Annotated in this window: 16 protein-coding genes; 5 read left to right on the forward strand and 11 right to left on the reverse strand. The window is 69.9% G+C overall.

Going from position 1 to position 20,183, the window contains the following annotated elements:
• The first annotated feature begins 18 nt into the window (after positions 1 to 18).
• Both Adu01nite_RS35635 and Adu01nite_RS35640 read left to right on the forward strand, forming a co-directional pair.
• Positions 19 to 2,493 carry an alpha-L-arabinofuranosidase family protein gene (locus tag Adu01nite_RS35635; RefSeq protein WP_203733711.1) on the forward strand — a complete coding sequence of 825 codons (2,475 nt, stop codon included), beginning with the start codon at positions 19 to 21 and terminating at the stop codon, positions 2,491 to 2,493.
• Entirely contained in the window at positions 2,490 to 3,896 is a 1,407-nt protein-coding gene (locus tag Adu01nite_RS35640; RefSeq protein ID WP_203733712.1) for a family 43 glycosylhydrolase, read from the forward strand. Before Adu01nite_RS35635 ends, Adu01nite_RS35640 begins: the two co-directional genes overlap by 4 nt.
• A 54-nt stretch (positions 3,897 to 3,950) precedes the next feature.
• On the opposite strand, the gene Adu01nite_RS35645 is transcribed toward Adu01nite_RS35640, so the two are convergent.
• The 9 genes from Adu01nite_RS35645 to Adu01nite_RS35685 form a co-directional block, all read right to left on the reverse strand.
• The gene (locus tag Adu01nite_RS35645; protein ID WP_203733713.1) at positions 3,951 to 6,473 is read right to left on the reverse strand and encodes an ATP-dependent Clp protease ATP-binding subunit; all 2,523 of its coding nucleotides are present in this window, start codon (positions 6,471 to 6,473) and stop codon (positions 3,951 to 3,953) included.
• A gap of 365 nt (positions 6,474 to 6,838) precedes the next feature.
• Positions 6,839 to 7,195: a histone-like nucleoid-structuring protein Lsr2 gene (locus Adu01nite_RS35650; RefSeq protein WP_203733714.1), complete on the reverse strand. Its 357-nt coding sequence runs from the start codon at positions 7,193 to 7,195 to the stop codon at positions 6,839 to 6,841.
• 89 nt (positions 7,196 to 7,284) lie between these two features.
• Positions 7,285 to 8,739: a lysine--tRNA ligase gene (gene lysS, locus Adu01nite_RS35655; RefSeq protein ID WP_203733875.1), complete on the reverse strand. Its 1,455-nt coding sequence runs from the start codon at positions 8,737 to 8,739 to the stop codon at positions 7,285 to 7,287.
• Positions 8,740 to 8,890: 151 nt separating this feature from the next.
• Positions 8,891 to 9,652, reverse strand: a complete 762-nt coding sequence (locus Adu01nite_RS35660) for a type III pantothenate kinase (protein WP_203733715.1) — start codon at positions 9,650 to 9,652, stop codon at positions 8,891 to 8,893.
• Entirely contained in the window at positions 9,653 to 10,516 is an 864-nt protein-coding gene (nadC, locus tag Adu01nite_RS35665) for a carboxylating nicotinate-nucleotide diphosphorylase (protein WP_203733716.1), read from the reverse strand.
• On the reverse strand, positions 10,513 to 12,159 hold the full coding sequence (locus Adu01nite_RS35670) for an L-aspartate oxidase (protein ID WP_203733717.1): 1,647 nt from the start codon (positions 12,157 to 12,159) through the stop codon (positions 10,513 to 10,515). Before Adu01nite_RS35670 ends, nadC begins: the two co-directional genes overlap by 4 nt.
• Before the next feature lie 61 nt (positions 12,160 to 12,220).
• Positions 12,221 to 13,018, reverse strand: a complete 798-nt coding sequence (locus tag Adu01nite_RS35675) for a septum formation family protein (protein ID WP_239132941.1) — start codon at positions 13,016 to 13,018, stop codon at positions 12,221 to 12,223.
• Positions 13,019 to 13,311: 293 nt separating this feature from the next.
• Positions 13,312 to 14,148 (reverse strand): pantoate--beta-alanine ligase, encoded by an 837-nt coding sequence (gene panC, locus Adu01nite_RS35680; RefSeq protein ID WP_203733719.1) that lies wholly within the window; start codon positions 14,146 to 14,148, stop codon positions 13,312 to 13,314.
• A 14-nt stretch (positions 14,149 to 14,162) separates the two neighbouring features.
• Positions 14,163 to 15,035: a Rossmann-like and DUF2520 domain-containing protein gene (locus Adu01nite_RS35685; RefSeq protein WP_203733720.1), complete on the reverse strand. Its 873-nt coding sequence runs from the start codon at positions 15,033 to 15,035 to the stop codon at positions 14,163 to 14,165.
• A gap of 138 nt (positions 15,036 to 15,173) precedes the next feature.
• Here Adu01nite_RS35685 and Adu01nite_RS35690 point away from each other — a divergent pair, with 138 nt between their 5' ends.
• Together Adu01nite_RS35690 and Adu01nite_RS35695 are read left to right on the forward strand one after the other, a co-directional pair.
• Entirely contained in the window at positions 15,174 to 16,130 is a 957-nt protein-coding gene (locus Adu01nite_RS35690) for an SAM-dependent methyltransferase (protein WP_203733876.1), read from the forward strand.
• Positions 16,131 to 16,147: 17 nt separating this feature from the next.
• Entirely contained in the window at positions 16,148 to 17,272 is a 1,125-nt protein-coding gene (locus Adu01nite_RS35695) for an NADH-quinone oxidoreductase subunit D (RefSeq protein ID WP_203733877.1), read from the forward strand.
• A 67-nt stretch (positions 17,273 to 17,339) separates the two neighbouring features.
• On the opposite strand, the gene Adu01nite_RS35700 is transcribed toward Adu01nite_RS35695, so the two are convergent.
• Positions 17,340 to 19,136 carry a hypothetical protein gene (locus Adu01nite_RS35700; RefSeq protein ID WP_203733721.1) on the reverse strand — a complete coding sequence of 599 codons (1,797 nt, stop codon included), beginning with the start codon at positions 19,134 to 19,136 and terminating at the stop codon, positions 17,340 to 17,342.
• 359 nt (positions 19,137 to 19,495) lie between these two features.
• On the opposite strand from Adu01nite_RS35700, the gene Adu01nite_RS35705 reads away from it, so the two are divergent.
• Entirely contained in the window at positions 19,496 to 19,651 is a 156-nt protein-coding gene (locus tag Adu01nite_RS35705) for a hypothetical protein (RefSeq protein WP_203733722.1), read from the forward strand.
• Positions 19,652 to 19,687: 36 nt separating this feature from the next.
• Here the strand turns inward: Adu01nite_RS35705 and Adu01nite_RS35710 are convergent, their stop codons facing one another.
• Positions 19,688 to 20,179, reverse strand: a complete 492-nt coding sequence (locus Adu01nite_RS35710) for a hypothetical protein (RefSeq protein ID WP_203733723.1) — start codon at positions 20,177 to 20,179, stop codon at positions 19,688 to 19,690.
• Between the last annotated feature and the right edge of the window lie 4 nt (positions 20,180 to 20,183).

Genomic DNA, 20,183 nt, shown 5'->3' on the forward strand with positions numbered 1-20,183 from the left:
CTCTCGGAGGACTCCGTCATGCCCCGACTCCGAACACGGATCGCCGGCACGGCCGTCGCACTGGCGGCCCTGCCGCTCGCGGTGGCTCCACCGGCAGCCGCGTCCGCGGATCCCGACTACACGATCACCGCGACTCCGTCCGACAGCGGCGCTGCCATCGCCGACTCGATGTACGGCGTCTTCTTCGAAGACATCAACTACGCGGCCGACGGCGGTCTCTACGCCGAGCTGGTCCGCAACCGTTCCTTCGAGTTCCTGCCGGCCGACCGCAGCGGGTACAACGGCCTGACCGGCTGGACCGTGAACGCCGGCACCGCCACCACGGCGAGCGACGACGCCCGGCTCAACGACCGCAACCGTACGTATCTGCGGACGACCGGCGCAGCCTCGCTGACCAACGCCGGCTACAACAGCGGTCTCGCCGTACAAAAGGGACAGATTTACGATTTTTCGGTCTGGGCGCGCGCTGATGCCGGAGCGCAGCTGACCGTAAGTCTCGGCGGCGCGGCGCTGACCAAGGCGATCACGACCGACTCCTGGGCCAAGTACACCGGCACGCTGCGGGCCACGGACACGACCGACGCCGGCCGCCTCAGCGTCGACGTGGACAACTCGGCCCGGCTGGACATGGTCTCGGTCATCCCGCGCGACACCTACAAGGGTCACGGCCTGCGGAAAGACCTGGCCGAGAAGGTCGCGGCGCTCAAGCCCGGCTTCGTCCGCTTCCCCGGCGGCTGCCTGGTCAACACCGGCAGCATGTACGGCTACGACGCGGCCAACAACTACCCGCGTGCCCGCTCGTACCAGTGGAAGGACACGGTCGGGCCGGTCGAGACCCGGGCCACCAACACCAACTTCTGGGGCTACAACCAGAGCTACGGCCTCGGCTACTACGACTACTTCCAATTCTCCGAGGACATCGGGGCCAAGCCGCTCCCGGTGCTGCCGGCCCTGGTCACCGGCTGCGGGCAGAACCGCGCCACCAACGACCCGGCGCTGCTGCAGAAGTACATCCAGGACACCCTCGACCTGATCGAGTTCGCCAACGGGCCGACCACCTCCACGTGGGGCAAGCTGCGGGCGCAGATGGGCCACCCGAAGCCGTTCGGGCTGTCCTCGGTCGCGATCGGCAACGAGGAGAACCTGCCGGACCAGTACTTCGCCAACTACCTGCAGTTCCGGGACGCGATCAAGGCGAAATACCCGAACGTCACGGTGATCAGCAACTCCGGGCCGGACGACACCGGTGCCACGTTCGACAACCTGTGGGCCAAGAACAGGGCGGCCGGCAGCGACATGATCGACGAGCACTACTACAACAGCCCGTCCTGGTTCCTGCAGAACAATGCGCGCTACGACGCGTACGACCGCAGTGGTCCGAAGGTTTTCCTCGGTGAGTACGCATCGCTGGATGCGAAGTTCGCGAACTCGCTGGCCGAGGCGGCCTACATGACCGGGCTCGAGCGCAACGCCGACGTGGTGAAGATGGCGTCGTACGCGCCGCTGCTCGCCAACATCGACAACACCCAGTGGCGGCCGGACCTGATCTGGTTCGACAACGACGAGTCGTGGGGCACCACCAGCTACCAGATGCAGAAGCTGTTCATGAACAATGTCGGTGACCGGGTGGTGCCGAGCACCACCACCGGCGCGGTCGTGCAGCCGAAGCCGATCACCGGCCGGGTGGGCCTGTCGACGTGGGCCACCGCCGCGAAGTACGACGACGTCAAGGTCACCACCCCGGACGGCGCCACGCTGCTCTCCGACGACTTCGGCGACGGCAACGCGGACGGCTGGACCTCGCTGTCCAACCGGGGCACCTGGTCGGTGCAGGACGGCGCCTACGTGCAGTCGGACACCGCGGCGACGAACACGATGGTGGCCGCGGCCACCGACATCACCGCCACCGACTACGACATCACGATGAAGGCCACCAAGACGGCCGGCGCCGAGGGCTTCCTGATCCCGTTCGGGATCAAGAACTCGGACACCTGGTACTGGTGGAACCTGGGCGGCTGGAACAACACCCAGGGCGCGGTCGAGAAGGCGTCCGGCTCCGCCGACGCCAAGGAGCAGATCCTCACCCGGCCGGACTCGGTGGTCACCGGGCAGACCTACGACCTGAAGATCCAGGTACGCGGTACGAAGGTCACCCTGATCAAGGACGGCGTGGAGTGGGGCGGCTTCGACGACAACAAGGTGTCGGAACCGTTCGCGCAGGTCATCACGCACGACGACCGGACCGGCGAGCTGATCGTCAAGGTGGTCAACGCCCAGGACAAGCCGGCCCTGACCAAGGTCGACCTGGGTGGGCTCAAGGTGGCCAGGACCGCCCGGATGACCGTCCTGGCCGGCGACCCGGGCGAGCAGAACACCCGCTCGGCCGAGCCGATCCAGCCGGTGACCAGCACGATCAACGGCATCGGGTCGACCTTCACCCGGACGTTCCCGGCCAACTCGGTCACCTTCCTGCGTATCAAGGAGCGCTCATGATCAGCCGACGCACGTTGCTGCGGGGATCCCTGGGGGTCGCGGCGGGCGCCGGGGTCGCCGGGCTCGCCGCCGCCGGGACCGCGGAGGCGGCCGGGCCGAGGACGGACGCCGAGATCTACGGTGTCCCGACCGCCCAGCCGCTGATCAGCCAGCGGGCCGACCCGTTCATCACCCCGCGCACCGACGGGAAGTACTACTTCACCGGCTCGGTCCCGGAGTACGACCGGCTCGTCGTGCGCGGCGCCACCACGATCGCCGGGCTGCCGGCCGCCACCGAGACGGTGGTCTGGCGGCGCCCGGCCACCGGCAAGATGGCCGGCCACATCTGGGCGCCGGAACTGCACCGGATCGACGGCCGCTGGTACATCTACTTCGCGGCCGGCGACTCGGACGACGTGTTCCGGATCCGCACCTACGTGCTGGAGTCGGTGAAGGCCGACCCGACCGACGCGAGCGGCTGGACCCTGAAGGGCCAGCTGCTGACCGAGTGGGACGGCTTCACGCTGGACTCCACGACGTTCTCGCACCGCGGCCACCGCTACCTGGTGTGGGCGCAGAGCGAGCCGGAGATCGCGGTCAACACGAGTCTCTACATCGCGCGGATGTCGAATCCGTGGACGCTGGCGACGAAGCCGACCCGGATCACCACCCCGACCAGGAGCTGGGAGATCCAGGGCTACAAGGTCAACGAGGGCCCGGCCGTGCTGATCCGGAACGGGCGGGTGTTCCTGACCTTCTCGGCCAGCGCCACCGACGCCCGCTACTGCATGGGCCTGCTCACCGCGGACGCGGACGCCGACCTGCTGGACCGGGACTCGTGGGTGAAGACGCCCGACCCGATCTTCGTGACGAACACCGAGACGTCCCGGTTCGGGCCGGGGCACAACTCGTTCACCAAGGCCGAGGACGGGGTGACCGACGTGCTGGTCTTCCACGCCCGCGACTACCGGGACATCACCGGCGACCCGCTGTACGACCCGAACCGGCACACCCGGGTGCAGAAGGTCTACTGGCACCCGGACGGCACGCCGCTGTTCGGCATCCCGGTCGGCGACGGCGGCCCGATCCTGCGGGTGTCCCCCGCGGACCGGCCGGCCGACTTCGTCCGGCACACCGACGACGGCCTGATCGTGGTGGAGCGGGCGCCGCGCGACCTGGCGGCCACCCAGTTCCGCTTCGAGGCGCAGGCGGACGGCACCGAGGTGATCCGCTCGGTGGACCACCCGACGAAGGTCCTGGCGGTGGACGCCGGCGTGGTGAAGCTGGACGCGGCGGGCAGCAGCTTCCGGCGTGAGACGGTCCGCAACGGCGTCAAGATCGCGGTGGCCGGCGGCGGTTACCTGAAGCAGAGCGGCGCGGCGATCTCGGTCGCGCCGGCGGGGACCGTCTTCCGCCTGTCGTAGGGCACGAAAAAACGGCCCGGCTGCTTTCGCAGCCGGGCCGTTTCGCGTGGAGACCTACTCCTCGGTGGCGGTCGCACCCAGGTCGGCCGGAACAGCGTCCGGAACCGTGTCGCCCCGGTCGGCGCCGCGGAAGACCAGCTTGGACTTCTCGACGTTCTCCGGGTCGCCCTCGCAGTCCACCACCACGATCTGGCCGGGGCGCAGCTCGTTGAAGAGGATCTGCTCGGACAGGGTGTCTTCCAGGTCGCGCTGGATCGTCCGGCGCAGCGGCCGGGCGCCCAGGACCGGGTCGAAGCCCTTCTTCGCCAGGTACTTCTTGGCGTTGTCGGTCAGCTCGAGGCCCATGTCCTTGTTCTTGAGCTGGCCCTCGATCCGCGCCGTGAAGATGTCGACGATCTGGAGGATCTCCTCCTGCCGAAGCTGGTGGAAGACGATCGTGTCGTCGATGCGGTTGAGGAACTCCGGGCGGAAGTGCTGCTTCAGCTCGTCGTTGACCTTGACCTTCATCCGGTCGTAGTTGCTCTCGGTGTCTTCCGAGGCCTGGAAGCCCAGCGAGACCGCCTTGGCCACGTCACGCGTGCCCAGGTTGGTGGTCAGGATGATGACCGTGTTCTTGAAGTCCACGATCCGGCCCTGACCGTCGGTCAGCCGGCCGTCCTCCAGGATCTGCAGCAGCGTGTTGAAGACGTCCGGGTGGGCCTTCTCGATCTCGTCGAACAGGACCACGCTGAACGGCTTGCGGCGCACCTTCTCGGTCAGCTGGCCGCCCTCGTCGTAGCCGACGTAGCCGGGAGGGGCACCGACCAGCCGCGACACCGTGTAGCGGTCGTGGAACTCACTCATGTCCAGCTGGATCAGCGCGTCTTCCGAGCCGAACAGGAACTCGGCGAGCGCCTTGGACAGCTCGGTCTTACCGACACCGGACGGACCGGCGAAGATGAACGAGCCGGAGGGGCGCTTCGGGTCCTTGAGACCGGCCCGGGTGCGGCGGATCGCCTTGGAGACGGCCTTGACCGCGTCCTCCTGGCCGATGACCCGCTTGTGGAGTTCGTCCTCCATGCGGAGCAGCCGGGAGGTCTCCTCCTCGGTGAGCTTGTAGACCGGGATGCCAGTCCAGTTGCCCAGGACCTCGGCGATCTGCTCGTCGTCGACCTCGGACACCACGTCCAGGTCGCCGGCCTTCCACTCCTTCTCCCGCTGCGCCTTCTTGGTCAGCAGCTGCTTCTCGTTGTCGCGAAGCTGGGCGGCGCGCTCGAAGTCCTGCGCGTCGATCGCCGACTCCTTGTCACGACGCACCTGAGCGATGCGCTCGTCGAAGTCGCGGAGGTCTGGCGGCGCGGTCATCCGGCGGATGCGCATCCGGGCGCCGGCCTCGTCGATCAGGTCGATCGCCTTGTCCGGCAGGAAGCGGTCGGAAATATACCGGTCGGCCAGCGTCGCCGCCGCGACCAGGGCCGCGTCGGTGATGCTGATCCGGTGGTGCGCCTCGTAGCGGTCGCGGAGACCCTTGAGGATCTCGATGGTGTGCGCCAGCGACGGCTCGCCGACCTGGATGGGCTGGAAGCGGCGCTCGAGAGCGGCGTCCTTCTCCAGGTGCTTGCGGTACTCGTCGAGGGTGGTGGCGCCGATGGTCTGGAGCTCGCCACGGGCCAGCATGGGCTTGAGGATCGAGGCCGCGTCGATCGCGCCCTCGGCCGCGCCCGCACCCACCAGGGTGTGGATCTCGTCGATGAACAGGATGATGTCGCCGCGGGTGCGGATCTCCTTGAGAACCTTCTTCAGGCGCTCCTCGAAGTCACCGCGGTAACGGGAGCCGGCGACCAGCGCGCCCAGGTCGAGTGTGTAGAGCTGCTTGTCCTTGAGCGTCTCGGGCACCTCGCCCTTGACGATCGACTGGGACAGGCCCTCGACGACGGCGGTCTTGCCGACACCGGGCTCACCGATGAGCACCGGGTTGTTCTTGGTGCGGCGGGAGAGCACCTGCATGACCCGCTCGATTTCCTTCTCCCGGCCGATGACCGGGTCGAGCTTGCCCTCGCGGGCGGCCTGGGTCAGGTTGCGGCCGAACTGGTCGAGGACCAGGCTCGTCGAGGGCGCTGCCTCGCCGGCGGCCGCACCGGCCGCGGCCGGCTCCTTGCCCTGGTAACCCGAGAGCAGCTGGATCACCTGCTGGCGGACCCGGTTGAGGTCGGCGCCGAGCTTGACCAGCACCTGGGCGGCGACACCCTCGCCCTCCCGGATCAGGCCGAGCAGGATGTGCTCGGTGCCGATGTAGTTGTGGCCGAGCTGCAGCGCCTCGCGAAGCGAGAGCTCCAGCACCTTCTTCGCCCGCGGCGTGAACGGGATGTGCCCGCTCGGCGCCTGCTGACCCTGGCCGATGATCTCTTCGACCTGTTGCCGGACGCCCTCCAACGAGATGCCCAGGCTCTCGAGAGCCTTGGCGGCGACACCCTCGCCCTCGTGGATCAGGCCAAGCAGGATGTGCTCGGTCCCGATGTAGTTGTGGTTGAGCATCCGGGCCTCTTCTTGGGCCAGGACGACAACCCGTCGCGCTCGGTCGGTGAACCGCTCGAACATGCCCTCGTGCTCCTCACGTGCCGTGCGCCAATGCTGAGCCTGTCTCAACAGCTGGCGGGGCCAGCGCACGGGCATCGGTGATGCCCGTGCTGTAACTCTATCGCCGCCCGGCGGTTCTGCTGGGCCCTCGTGGCCCCGCGAAACCTTCTGCAACGTTGATTTAGCCAACTTCGCACGCTCAACGGCTGTTCCCCCACCCGATCGAGTACGCGGACAGCGAAATCGCCGATGGGACGCGCGTCCACAGCCTGTGGACAACCCGCTCCACACCTGTGGATAACTTTACGATCGTCTTGCGTCGGCCGCGTAAAAAGCAGGGGGCCCGTTGTGCAGATGCACAACGGGCCCCGCAGGGTACGCCTTCGTCAGCCCCGGCCCGGGCCCTTCGCGTGGAACTCGTCCACGATCTCCTGCGGGATCCGACCCCGGTCGGAGATGTCCTTGCCGGCCTTCTTGGCCCACTCCCGGATCGCCTTGTTCTGCTCCCGGTCGGCAGTCGCGCCGCCACGGCCACGCGCGGCCCGGCCACCGACGACCACACCGCCACGGGCCACCTTGGAACCGGCTCCCAGGTACGGAGCGAAGAGGTCCCGCAATTTAGCCGCGTTCTTCTCCGAGAGGTCGATCTCGTACTGAATGCCGTCGAGTGCGAACTTGACGGTCTCCTCGGCGTCACCGCCGTCCAGGTCATCGACCAGTTTGTGAATGATCTGCTTGGCCACGCGCCGCTATCCTCCCGAACACAGGTTCTCCCGCAACGGTCAAGACAATAACGCCAGAGCTGCGGTATACGTCAATGGCGGGTCGAATATTACTCGGGCCGAGCCAGCGGGAACAGGATCGTTTCCCGAATGCCGAGCCCGGTCAGCGCCATCAACAGCCGGTCGATTCCCATTCCCATCCCACCGGTCGGCGGCATTCCGTACTCCATCGCCCGGAGGAAATCCTCGTCCAGCTGCATCGCCTCGGGATCGCCGCCGGCCGCCAGCAACGACTGCGCCACGAGCCGTTCCCGCTGCACCACCGGGTCGACCAACTCGGAATATGCGGTGGCCAGCTCGAAACCGGATACGTACAGATCCCACTTCTCGGTCAGACCGGGAGTTTCCCGGTGAGCCCGGGTGAGCGGGGCGGTCTCTTCGGGATAATCCCGCACAAATGTGGGCCCCTGCAGGGACGGTACGACCAGGTGCTCGAAGAGCTCCTCGGCGAGCTTGCCGTTGCTCCACTTCGGGTCCACCGAAAGGTCGTGCTTTTCCGCAAAGCCCGCAAGTTGCGCGTGATCAGTGGTCACCGTCACTTCTTCACCGAGCGCGTCGGAGAGGGAACCGAACAGTGTCACGGCCGGCCACTGACCGCCGAGATCCAACTCGGTGCCGTCGAAGTGCGTCACCACGTGTGATCCGGCGACTGCGAAGGCGGCTTCCTGAATCCACTCCTGAACCTGCTGTTGCATCACGTTGTAGTCCGCGTACGCCTGGTAGGCCTCGAGCATCGCGAACTCCGGCGAGTGACTCGAGTCCATACCCTCATTGCGGAAGTTCCGGTTGATCTCGAAGACCCGCTCGATGCCGCCGACGACGGCGCGCTTCAAAAACAGTTCCGGCGCGATCCGGAGATAGAGATCAGTGTCGAGCGCGTTGCTGTGCGTCACAAACGGACGGGCCGCCGCACCACCGTGGAGCAACTGCAACATTGGTGTTTCGACCTCGAGGAAATTGCGGCGGAACAGCGACTCGCGCAGGCTCCGCACCACGGTCGCCCGGGTGCGCACGGTCTCCCGCGCCTGCGGCCGCACGATCAGGTCGACGTAGCGCTGCCGGATCCGGGTCTCCTCGGACAGCGGCTTGTGCGCCACCGGCAGCGGGCGCAGCGCCTTGGCGCTCATCGCCCACGAGTCGGCCAGCACGGACAGCTCGCCGCGCCGGCTGGTGATCACCTCGCCCTGGATGCCGACCAGGTCACCGAGGTCGACCAGGTGCTTCCAGTCGGCCAGCGACTCCGCGCCCACCTTGTCCAGGGAGAGCATCGCCTGCAGCTCGGTGCCGTCGCCGTCGCGCAGGGTCGCGAAGCACAGCTTGCCGCCGCTGCGGAGGAAGATGACCCGGCCGGTGACCGCCACCTTGTCGCCCGAGGCGGTGTCGGTGGGCAGCTCCGCGTACTTCTCCCGCAGCTCGGCGAGAGTGGCGGTGCGGGGCAGGTTCACCGGGTAGGGCTCGACCCCCTCGGCGAGCAGCCGCTCCCGCTTCGACCGGCGGACCCGCATCTGCTCGGGAAGGTCCTCGGCTGTATCTCTACCCAAGCCTGGACTATCAGTCGGCGGAGCCTCAACTGCGGGCACATTCTGCTCGGTCACGGCACGACTCTCTGTGGGAATTACTTGAGCTACGACGAATGGAAAGCCTAACGAAGCCCGTTCAGACGTTCCGCTCATATACCATCCGCAGCCCGATCAGCGTGATCATCGGCTCGTGCGCGGTGATCGTCCGGCACTCGTCCTTGACCAGCCAGGCCAGTCCGCCGGTGGCGATCACCGCGGACACGGTGCCGCCCAACTCCTCGGTCATCAGATCGACGATCCGGTCGACCTGGCCGGCGACCCCGAAATACATGCCGGACTGCAGGCACTCGACGGTGTTCTTGCCGATCACCGAACGCGGCTTGGTCGGCTCGACCTTGCGCAGCTGGGCGGCGCGGGCGGCGAGCGCGTCGAAGGAGATCTCGATGCCCGGCGCGAACGCACCGCCGAGGAACTCGCCCTTCGCGCTGATCACGTCGAAGTTGGTGGTGGTGCCGAAGTCGACGACGATCGACGGTCCGCCGTAGAGGGCGTGCGCGGCCAGGGTGTTGACCACCCGGTCGGCGCCGACCTCCTTGGGGTTGTCGATGGCCAGCTGGACGCCGGTCTTCACGCCCGGTTCGACGATCACGTTGGGCAACTCGCCGTAATAGCGGGCCAGCATGGTGCGCAGGCTGCGCAGCGCGGCCGGCACGGTCGAGCAGGCGGCCACCCCGGTGACCTCCACGGCGTCCCCGGCGAGCAGCCCGCGGAACATCAGGCCCAGCTCGTCGGCGGTCGACCGGGCGTCGGTCTTGATCCGCCAGTTGTGCACCAGCTTGTCGCCGTCAAAGGTCGCCAGCACGGTGTTGGTGTTACCGATGTCAATACAAAGCAGCATTTATGGCCTCGTTCGAAGGTCCATCGCGATGTCCAGGATCGGGGACGAGTGTGTCAGCCCGCCCACCGACAGATAGTCCACACCGGTGGCCGCGTACGCCTCCACTGTTTCCAGTGTGAGGTTTCCGGTCGCTTCCAGCTCGGCCCGGTCACCGACCGCGGCCACCACCTCGGCCAGGGCCGATGGCGTCATGTTGTCGCAGAGCAGGAAGTCCGCGCCCGCCTCGACCGCCTCGCGCGCCTCGGCCAGGGTGGTCACCTCGACCTGCACCGGCACGTCCGGGAACGACGATCGCACCAACCGGTAGGCGGCCGTGATGCTGCCCGCCGCCAGCTTGTGGTTGTCCTTGATCATGGCGACGTCGTACAGGCCCATCCGCTTGTTCGTGCCGCCGCCGGCCCGCACCGCGTACTTCTCCAGCGCGCGCAGCCCGGGGGTGGTCTTGCGGGTGTCCAGCACGGTGGCCTTCGTGCCGGCCAGGATGTCGGCCCACTTGCGGGTGTGGGTGGCCACGCCGGACATCCGGCACAGCAGGTTGAGCGCGGTCCGCTCGGCGGTGAGCAGCGAGCGCGTCGGCCCGGTGATCACGGCGAGCACGTCACCGCGGCGGACCCGCGCGCCGTCGGCCACCCGCGGCTCGAACGAGGACGTACCGCCGGAGGTGGCCGCGAAGACCTCGGCCGCCACCGCGAGCCCGGCCACCACGCCGTCCGCCCGGGCCACCAGGTCGGCCGTGTCGACCTGCGAAGCCGGGATGGTGGCCTCGCTCGTCACGTCGCGCGGCGGGTCACCCAGGTCCTCGCCGAGCGCGGTGAAGACGATCCGCTGCACCTCGAACGGATCGAGAAAGGGTTCGACAGTCACGCCATCTCCTCGAAAGCCTGGGTCAGCTTGCCCTTGGGGCTCAGCCCGTTCAGCAGGTGGCCGCGCCACTCGTCCTCGGCCACCGGGAAGTCCTCCCGCCAGTGACAGCCGCGCGTCTCCCGCCGGGTCTGCGCCGAGGACACCAGCGCCGACGCGACGGTCAGCAGGTTGGTCGCCTCCCAGGCCGCGTTGTGCGGGGTGGTGCGCTGCTCGGCCAGGCGGGCCAGCTCCTTGGCGGTGCCGGCCAGCGAGTCGGCCGAGCGCAGCACGCCGGCGCCGCGGGTCATCGCCCGTTGCAGCTCGGAGCGGATCGACGGGTCGGCCACCCAGGACGGGCCGTCCTTCGACGTGACCGGCTCGGACTGCGCGGGCAGGTCGCGGGCGATGTCGTCGGCGATCCGCTTGGCGAAGACCAGGCCCTCCAGCAGCGAGTTGCTGGCCAGCCGGTTGGCGCCGTGCACGCCGGTGCAGGCGACCTCGCCGCACGCGTACAGGCCCGGGATGCTGGTGCGGCCGTGCAGGTCGGTGCGGACCCCGCCGGAGGCGTAGTGCGCGGCCGGCGCGACCGGGATGAGGTCGACGGCCGGGTCCACCCCGGCCGACCGGGTGGAGGCCACGATCGTCGGGAAGCGGTGCTCGAGGAACTCCCGGCCGAGGTGCCGGGCGTCCAGGTAGACGTGGTCGGCGCCGGTGGCCCGCAGCACCCGGTGGATGCCCTTGGCCACCACGTCGCGCGGCGCCAGCTCGGCCAGCTCGTGCTGACCCACCATGAACCGCTTGCCGGTCTCGTCGACCAGATGGGCGCCCTCGCCGCGCAGCGCCTCGGAGATCAGCGGCCGCTGCACCGAGGTGACCGCGGCGCTGACGAACGACGTCGGGTGGAACTGCACGAACTCCACGTCGGTCACGGTGGCGCCGGCCCGCAGGGCGAGCGCCACCCCGTCGCCGGTGGAGACCGACGGGTTGGTGGTGGACGAGTAGATCTGCCCCATCCCGCCGGTGGCCAGCACCACCGCCCGGGCCAGGATCGCGCCCACGCCGTCGGCCGAGCCCTCGCCCAGCACGTGCAGGGTGAGCCCGCAGGCCCGCCCGTCGGCGCCGCGCAGCAGGTCGAGGACGAGGGCGTGCTCGACCAGCCGGATCCACGGGTCGCGGCGCACCGCCTCGTGCAGCGCGCGCTGCACCTCGGCGCCGGTGGCGTCGCCGCCGGCGTGCACGATCCGGTCGGCGCGGTGGCCGCCCTCGCGGGTCAGCATCAGCGACCCGTCGGCGTGCCGGTCGAACTCGGCGCCGATCCGCATCAGCTCGCGAACCCGGGCCGGGCCCTCCTCGACCAGCACCCGCACCGCGGCCGGGTCGCACAGGCCGACGCCGGCGATCTCGGTGTCGTTGGCGTGCGCGGCCGGGGTGTCCAGCGGATCGAGCACCGCGGCGATCCCGCCCTGCGCCCAGCGGGTCGAGCCGTCATCGATGTTCACCTTGGTGACCACCGTGACGTGCAGCCCCTGCTCCCGCAGGTGCAGGGCGGCGGTCAGCCCGGCGATGCCGGAGCCGACGACCAGCACGTCGGTGGTCTCGCTCCAACCCGGGTCGGCGGCGGCGAGCCGGCGCGGCAGCTCCGGAAGGTCGGCGAGAAGTGACATCTGTTCAGTACACCCCGCCGGTGCTTGCGGCCCACCGCGGGGGCGGGGTCAGTGGTGGGCATTACTTGAACTGGACGGGGAGGCTCTTGACCCCTTTGCCCTTCAGCGTGGAAGTCAACTCGGCGCCGTCCAGCCAGAGATAGCAGCGTACGCCGAAATCGCCGAGCGCCCATACGTCCGCACCACCGGGAAGCGAGACCACGCCGGTCCGGTATTGCAGATCCGCGTCGTTGGGCACCGCCACATAGGTGGCGATCAGACCGCGGCAACCGTCGTGGAATTTCGCCCAGGTCGCGTCGTCCTTGGGAAAGCTGAGGTCTTTCGCGTACCAGATACCCACGAACTCGGCATTGTGCTTGGCGGTGCAGGCCACGCCGGGCATGCTGGCGATCGCGCCGGAACTGTCCTGGGCCACCGCATAGCAGGTGAGCATCAGATCGCTGGTCCCGTCGGCGAGCACATTTCGCAGGCTGCCGGCCCGTTGTACCAGGCCACCGTCGTCCTCGACGGAACTGAGTTCGACCGCTTCACATCGGAACCAACGCGAGCCACCGGTCCAGGCGGCCTGGGTCGGATGGGTCACCCCGATCCAGATGCGCGCATTCCGCCAGGGCCCGCCGAGATAGGTGGTCGTCTTCTCGTCACAGACCTTGTAGGCGGCGGCGGCTCCGGCCGACCCTTCTGCGGGCGGCGATTCGGCATCGGCGGCGGGCGATTCATAGGTGCCGACATAAACGGTCTCGGTCCGGTGCCGAAGCGTGCAGTCGATCTCGTCATAGGTGGCCCGGGCCCCGACGACGGCGAAATTCGCGCCGTGACAGGTGCCGGTCGACGGTTCGAATGCGGTGGCCGGCGCCATCGCACCCCACCCATTCGTGAGATCGCCGTCAACACCACCCGGCGTAGCGCACCCGGCAATCGCCATCACCAGGGCAGCCGTTATCCCCAGCCGGAGGCCCACCCGGTGTCGCATAGCCGCCAGTCCCCCATCTCATTCGGAATTCCGATGATATGGGGGATTTAAATAATGAAGGACCAAAACCCCTTTTTCCGTACGCGGCAGTGCTCCCCGCCCCATCTGGCCGCCCCCGCCTGCTCAGCGCCACCACCTGCCACGAAAGGCCGCAGCGCGGCCTTCGCGTGTGGCGGGGGTCAGCGTGGGGGCGGTTCCAGCCGGAGCGCGACGTTGTCGATCAGCCGGGTAGTGCCGACCTTCGCGGCGACCAGCATCCGGGCCGGGCCCTCGGCCGGGACCGCACCCAGGTCGGGAGCCGTCAGCGCCAGATAGTCGACCCGGACGTCCGGCTCCTCCTCGAGGATCTTGGTGGCGGCCGCGAGCGCCGCGTCGGCGTCGGTCTGCTCGGCGCCCAGGCGCAGCGCGCGGGACAGGGCCAGCGCGGCCCGTCGCTGGTCCGCCGACAGGTAGCGGTTGCGGCTCGACATGGCCAGGCCGTCCGGCTCGCGCACGGTCGGCACGCCGACGATGTCCACGTCCAGCTCCAGGTCGCGGACCATCCGGCGGATCAGGGTCAGCTGCTGGTAGTCCTTCTCGCCGAAGAACGCCACGTCCGCCCGGGTCAGCATCAGCAGCTTCTGGACCACGGTCAGCATCCCGGCGAAGTGCCCCGGCCGGCTCGCGCCCTCGAGGAGGTCACCGATCGGGCCGGCCTGCATGGTGACCTGCGGCGCGCCGCCCGGGTACACCTCGTCGCGGCTCGGCGCGAAGACCACCGACACGCCCTCGGCCCGGCAGGCCTCGACGTCCGCGTCCAGCGTGCGCGGGTACTTCTCGAAGTCCTCGTTCGGCCCGAACTGCAGCGGGTTCACGAAGATCGTCACCAGCACGAACGCCGACCGCTCGCGGGCCACCCGCATCAGCGTGCGGTGCCCCTCGTGCAGCGCCCCCATGGTCATCACCACGGCGACCTCGCCCGGCACCGCGGCCAAGGCGGCCGCCAGCTCGGCCCGAGTGTGGATCACATCGGTCACGGCACGCTCCCGGATCAGCCGGGCCGGCCGGCCGGCGTGGCCGCGGTCGCCCGGGACAGCACGTCCATCAGCTGCGCCGCGTCCTGCGGGCGCAGCCGCCCGGAGGCGACCGCGCGGCCGGCGGTGCGGCGGGCCAGCGCCAGGTAGGTGCCGACCGCGTCGGCCGGCATCCGGTCCAGGTGCTTGGCCACGGTGCCGGCGTCGCCGCGGGAGACCGGGCCGGTCAGGGCCGCGTCGCCGAGCCGCAGCGCGTTGTCCAGCGCGGCCCGCAGCAGCGGCCCGAGCACCCGCTCGGCGTCCTCGACGCCGGCCGCACGGAGCAGGTCGGCGGCCTCGTTGACCAGCGTGACCAGGTGGTTCGCGCCGTGCGCGAGGGCCGCGTGGTAGAGCGGGCGGTTGTCCTCGGCGATCCACTCCGGGATCCCGCCCAGGTCGGCGACGAGCCGGGTGGCGAACGCCCGGTCGGCGGTGGTGACGCCCCAGGCGATGCCGGGCAGCCGGTCGAGGTCCGCGTCGGCGCCGGTGAAGGTCATCGCCGGATGCAGGGCCATACCCTGCACATCGCCCAGAACGGCCACGCCGTGAGCGCCGGAGGTGTGCGCCACGATCTGACCCGGGCGCAGCGCGCCGGTGGCGGCCAGGCCGGCCACCACGCCGCCCAGGGCGTCGTCCGGCACGGCCAGCAGCAGGAGATCATCGGCGGCGCGGGCCACCTCGTCGGCCGGGAGGATCGCGGCCGCCGGAAGCAACCGGGCCGCGCGGTCGCGGGAGGCGGCGGAAACGGCCGCCGCGGCCACGACCCGATGGCCGGCCGCGTTCAGGGCGGCGCCGACCACGGCGCCTACTCGCCCGGCGCCGACGACGCCGACGGTCAGGGTGCGCTTCATATCCGGATCCAGTCCTCGTGTGGGGTACCGGTCGAGGGAAAGTATGCCTACCCGTAACACGCACGTGACAACCACGTGTGAACAACTGCACCGCCGGTGGGGGCCTATGGTGTGCGTGTGACGGGATGGCGCGCGGCGATGGCCGCCGGGCTGTACGGGCCGGCCGGATTCTTCAAGCGCGCGAGCACCGGCCCGGCCGAACATTTCCGGACCAGCGTGCACGCGTCGCCGCTGTTCGCCGGGGCGCTGCTGCGGCTCGTCGAGCGGGTCGACACCGCCCTCGGCCACCCCAAGGTCTTCGACCTCGTCGACGTCGGTGCCGGTCGCGGCGAGCTGCTCAGCACGCTGCGGGACCTGCTGCCGGCCGGGCTCGCCGAGCGTGCCCGGCTCACCGCCGTCGAGGTCGTGCCCCGGCCGGCCGGGCTCGACCCGGCGATCGGCTGGCACCCCGACATCCCCGGCAATATCGTCGGGCTTCTCATCGCCACCGAGTGGCTGGACAACGTGCCGCTCGACGTCGCCGACGTCGACGATCACGGCCGGCTCCGCAAGGTGCTGGTCGACCCGGTCACCGGCACCGAGACGCTCGGCGGGCCGATCGACGCGGCCGACCTGTTCTGGTTGAGCCGCTGGTGGCCGCAGCCCGGCCGGGCCGAGATCGGCTGGCCCCGGGACGCCGCCTGGGCCGACGCGGTCGGGCAGATCCGCCGCGGGTGCGCGCTCGCCGTCGACTACGGGCATCGGCGCGATCGGCGGCCGGCGCTGGGCACGCTCACCGGCTACCGCGGCGGGCGGCAGGTGGTGCCGATGCCGGACGGCAGTTGCGACGTCACGGCGCACGTCGCGATGGACGCGGTGGCGGCCGCGGCCGGAACCCCGTACGCCATAAGCACCCAGCGGGAAGCGCTGAAAGCGCTCGGTGTCGACGGCGCCCGACCGTCTCTTGATCTTGCCCATAGTGATCCGGGTGGATATGTTCGGGCGCTGGCCGCGGCCGGTGCCGCCGCCGAGCTGATCGAGCCGGCTGGCCTCGGCGGACACTGGTGGCTGCTGCACTCGGTCGGCCTCGAGGCGCGTGGGAGCATGCTTCCGTGACCGATTCGCTGCGGGAGATGACGGTCGGGACCGGTGCCGGCCTCGACACCGCCGACATGGTGCTGAACATCGGGCCGCAGCATCCGTCCACACACGGCGTGCTGCGACTCAAGCTCACCCTCGACGGCGAGCGGGTGATGGCCTGCGAGCCGATCGTCGGTTACATGCACCGCGGCGCCGAGAAGCTGTTCGAGGTGCGCGACTACCGGCAGATCATCATGCTGGCCAACCGGCACGACTGGCTGTCCGCGTTCGCCAACGAGCTGGGCGTCGCGCTCGCCGTCGAACGGCTCATGGGCATCGAGGTGCCGGAGCGCGCGATCTGGCTGCGGACCGCGATGGCCGAGCTCAACCGGGTGCTCAACCACCTGATGTTCCTCGGCTCGTACCCGCTGGAGATCGGCGCGATCACGCCGATGTTCTACGCGTTCCGGGAGCGGGAGACGCTGCAGGCCGTGCTCGAAGAGGCCACCGGCGGGCGGATGCACTACATGTTCAATCGGGTCGGCGGCCTCAAGGAAGAGGTGCCGGCCGGGTGGACCACGCGGGCCCGGCAGGCCATCAAGACGGTCCGTAAGCGGCTGCCCGACCTCGACAACCTGATCCGGAACAACGACATCTTCCTGGCCCGTACGGTCGGGGTCGGGGTGCTGACCGCCGCCCAGGCCGCCGCCTACGGTGCGTCCGGGCCGGTGGCGCGGGCGTCCGGGCTCGACTTCGACCTGCGGCGGGACGAGCCCTACCTGGCCTACGACCAGTTGGACGTCCGGGTGGTCACCAAGAAGTCCGGCGACTGCCACGCCCGCTTCGAGATGCTGCTCGACCAGGCGTACGTGTCTCTCGACCTGGCCGAGGAATGCCTTGATCGAGTCGACAAGATCTCCGGCCCGGTCAACGTGCGACTGCCCAAGGTGGTCAAGGCCCCCGAGGGCCACACGTACGCGTGGACCGAGAACCCACTGGGCGTCAACGGCTATTACCTGGTCTCGCGCGGCGAGAAGACCCCGTGGCGCCTGAAACTACGAACCGCGTCCTACGCGAACGTGCAGGCCCTGGCCACCCTGATCCCCGGCTGCCTGGTCCCCGACCTGATCGCCATCCTGGGCTCGATGTTCTTCGTGGTCGGCGACATCGACAAGTAGCGCCCACCGCGACCGACCTGCTCCAGCGATGGCCGGGCCGGGTCAGCGGCGGCCAAGCCGCGCTGTTTCAGCGGTGGCCGTAACCCTGGACGTAGCGCTCGTCCGGCTGCGCGTAACGCTCGTCCGGCTGGGCATATCGCTCATCCGGCTGCGCGTAGCGCTCGTCCTGCCAGCCGCCGTATTCGGCGAAATCGGCCATCGTGCCGATGTTGGTGTCGTTGGCCGAGGGACGGTGCCGGCGCGCGCGGTAGTTGGGGTCTCCGCCGACCTGCGGGCCGTCGTAACCGCCGTCCAAGCCGTAGCCGTCCGCGTCGAGATCACCGTGATCCGGGCCGCCGTGATCCGGGCCGCCGTAGAAGCCGCCATCCGGCCCGAAGCCGTTCGCCGCCGGGCCGTATCCACCGGGGCCTCCGCCCGGCGGGTTGGCGCCCTGGATCTGCCCGTTGGGCCGCGGGCTCTGCCCGTTGGGCCGTTGGGCCTGCGCGCCGGGGGCCTGGATCTGCCCGCTGCGCGCCTGGCCCTGCCCGCTGGGAACCTGACCCCGCCCGCTGGGAGCCTGGGCGAAGCCGTGGGGAACCTGGGCACTCCCGTTGGGAGCCTGGGCATTGCCGTTGGCGGCCTGGGCGAAGCCGTTGCCGGCCGGGCCGTAGGCGTAGTCCTCGCCGGCCGGGCCGTAGCCGTTCGCTCCGCCGTAGCCGTAGTCGGCGCCGTAGGCATCGCCGGCACCGTAGGTGGTCCCCTGGCCATAACCGTCGTCGTGCGCGACATAGCCGCCGTCGTGACCGTCATATCCACCGGCCGCGTCGTCATAACCGGCGTCGGCGCCCGGATAGGCGGAACCGTCCGGGCCCGCGTACGAAGAATCGTTGTAGCCGGGGCCGCCGCCGTAGCCGTTGGCTTGCGGCGCGCCGTAGGTGCCGCCGGGCTGGGCCGGATACCCGCCGGAGTCGGCGACGACGTCGGCATAGCCGTTGCTGGCGCCGAAGTCCCCGTCGAGGCTCTCCGGGCGGCCGTACTGCGTGCTGCCGGGGCGGACCGAAGCCGAAGCGCGCGCCGGTTGCGCCACCGGCACGACCGGCGGCACCGGCACCGAAGCGGCACCGCGCTGGCGCGGGATGGCGGCCGAAGCCGCGGCCGCGACCGGGCGACTGCCGCTGGTCATGCCGGGCTCGCGCCGATCACCGGTGGACATACCCGGCTCGGGCCGATCGCTCGTGGACATTCCGGGCTCGCGGCGCCCGTTGGGCCCGAAGCCCGGACCACCGGGCCCGAACCCGCCCGAACTCCCATCGCCGGGGCCGAAGCCGCCGGGGCCGGGGCTGACGGCGGCGGAGGATGCGGGGCGGACCGTGGCGACCGCGGCCGCGGCGGGGGCCGGGACGCTTGCGCGGCCGCCGCCGGCGAAGGCCTGGTCGGGGCGGCGTGGTGGTGGGCCGGCCGGGAACGGGTCGTCCTCGGCGGACATCGGGGCGTCCTGGAAGAAGCTGGAATGCTCGGCGGCGGAGGGTGCCGCGAAGGCGGGGCGCTCGGCGCCGGGAGCCGCGGGGAAGCCCGCACGCTCGGCGGCGGGGGCCGCGGCGGGCCGACCGAACTCGGCGCGCAGCTGCGCGCGCAAGGACCTGACCTCTTCGGCCACCCGGTCCTCGACGTCGCCTCGCTGCAGGACCGGGTCGCTGCGGATCAGCACCGAGGAACCGATCAGGACGACGCTCACGGCGATCAATAGCACGGCGAAGCGCACCGAGTTGGAGCTTTGGCCGAGCAGCACGACGATCGCGGCCAGCGGAGCGAGCAGAACGCCCGCCCAGATCAGGCCGCGGAGCAGTCGTGAGCTATGTCCCGCCCCAGGGTCCCTCTCCGGCATGGGCGCCCATGCTACCGAGAGTGGGCCTGGGACGAAATGGGCGAACGCCGGGCTTCAGGTGAATGAAACCCGGCGTTGTCCCGTCAGATTGTCAACGGACCGGATGGTCAGCCGGCTGATCGAGCCGAGCCGCGGCCAGAACCTGATCGACGGCGAGAACATCCTCAAGCGGGACGCGGTCGAGCTGCGCCGGCACATCGGTACGTGATCCAGGACGTCGGGCTGTTCCCGCACCAGAACATCCGCACCAACATCGGCACCGTGCCGCGCCTGCTCGGCTGGGACCGGGCCCGGACCAACGCGCGCGCCGACGAGCTGCTCAGCCGGCCCGACTCGACCGCGGTGGCCGACGGCCGGCCGTGGACGCCGGCGGCACGCTCTACGACGCACTCGCGGCGATGCTCGCGGCCGACGCGGCCGAGGTGGTGGCGGTCGAAGACGGGAAGCCGGTGGGTCTGGTGACGCGGGCCGCCGTTTTCGACGTACCCAAGAAGGAAGCGGAAGCGAAAGTCTGAACGCGGGGGCCGAGGGTTGTCCCCTCGGCCCGCGCGTCACCTGGTGCCGCGATAACCGCCGAGCGTGGCCAGGCCGACGATCCAGCCGACGAACAGGCCGTAGGCGGCGCCGCTGCCGGCCGAGTTGAAGGCGCCGAGGAGCGACGGGTTCGCCAGGAAGAGCGTGGTGAACAGCGCGGCGAAGCCGCCCGCGAAGATGTACGACGCCCAGCCGGCGAAGAACTGGCTGATCGTTCCGCGCGCCCGGGCCAGCTGTGAGCCGGGCAGCAGGTACAGGAAGAGTGCGGTCAGGATGACCAGCAGGATCGCCTTGAGGTCGCCGACGATGATCTCGCGCAGCGAGTCGTTGGAGTTGAACGTCCAGTGCGGCCAGGCGAGCAGGCGCAGCCACCAGCCGCCGGCCGTGTTCGCGTTGGTGTTCTCGGTCACCCAGTCCAAATACCACGGACTGCCGAACACGAGAACCAGGATGAAGGCGGCCAGGGTGCCCGCACCCGGCGCTGACTTGTACTTGTTACCGAGAGCCATGCGC

Origin of the sequence: Paractinoplanes durhamensis, assembly GCF_016862175.1 — a bacterium.
GTDB lineage: Bacteria > Actinomycetota > Actinomycetes > Mycobacteriales > Micromonosporaceae > Actinoplanes > Actinoplanes durhamensis.

Bases quoted from the DNA above. Each gene is read 5' to 3' on its own strand.
- Adu01nite_RS35710 (WP_203733723.1), bottom strand. From the start codon at position 20,179: ATGGCTCTCGGTAACAAGTACAAGTCAGCGCCGGGTGCGGGCACCCTG.
- Adu01nite_RS35670 (WP_203733717.1), bottom strand. From the start codon at position 12,159: ATGTCACTTCTCGCCGACCTTCCGGAGCTGCCGCGCCGGCTCGCCGCC.
- Adu01nite_RS35690 (WP_203733876.1), top strand. From the start codon at position 15,174: ATGGCCGCCGGGCTGTACGGGCCGGCCGGATTCTTCAAGCGCGCGAGC.
- Adu01nite_RS35695 (WP_203733877.1), top strand. From the start codon at position 16,148: ATGACGGTCGGGACCGGTGCCGGCCTCGACACCGCCGACATGGTGCTG.
- Adu01nite_RS35635 (WP_203733711.1), top strand. From the start codon at position 19: ATGCCCCGACTCCGAACACGGATCGCCGGCACGGCCGTCGCACTGGCG.
- lysS (WP_203733875.1), bottom strand. From the start codon at position 8,739: ATGCGGGTCCGCCGGTCGAAGCGGGAGCGGCTGCTCGCCGAGGGGGTC.
- Adu01nite_RS35675 (WP_239132941.1), bottom strand. From the start codon at position 13,018: ATGGCGCCGGCCACCGCATTCGAACCGTCGACCGGCACCTGTCACGGC.
- Adu01nite_RS35645 (WP_203733713.1), bottom strand. From the start codon at position 6,473: ATGTTCGAGCGGTTCACCGACCGAGCGCGACGGGTTGTCGTCCTGGCC.
- Adu01nite_RS35660 (WP_203733715.1), bottom strand. From the start codon at position 9,652: ATGCTGCTTTGTATTGACATCGGTAACACCAACACCGTGCTGGCGACC.
- Adu01nite_RS35640 (WP_203733712.1), top strand. From the start codon at position 2,490: ATGATCAGCCGACGCACGTTGCTGCGGGGATCCCTGGGGGTCGCGGCG.
- Adu01nite_RS35685 (WP_203733720.1), bottom strand. From the start codon at position 15,035: ATGAAGCGCACCCTGACCGTCGGCGTCGTCGGCGCCGGGCGAGTAGGC.
- Adu01nite_RS35700 (WP_203733721.1), bottom strand. From the start codon at position 19,136: ATGCCGGAGAGGGACCCTGGGGCGGGACATAGCTCACGACTGCTCCGC.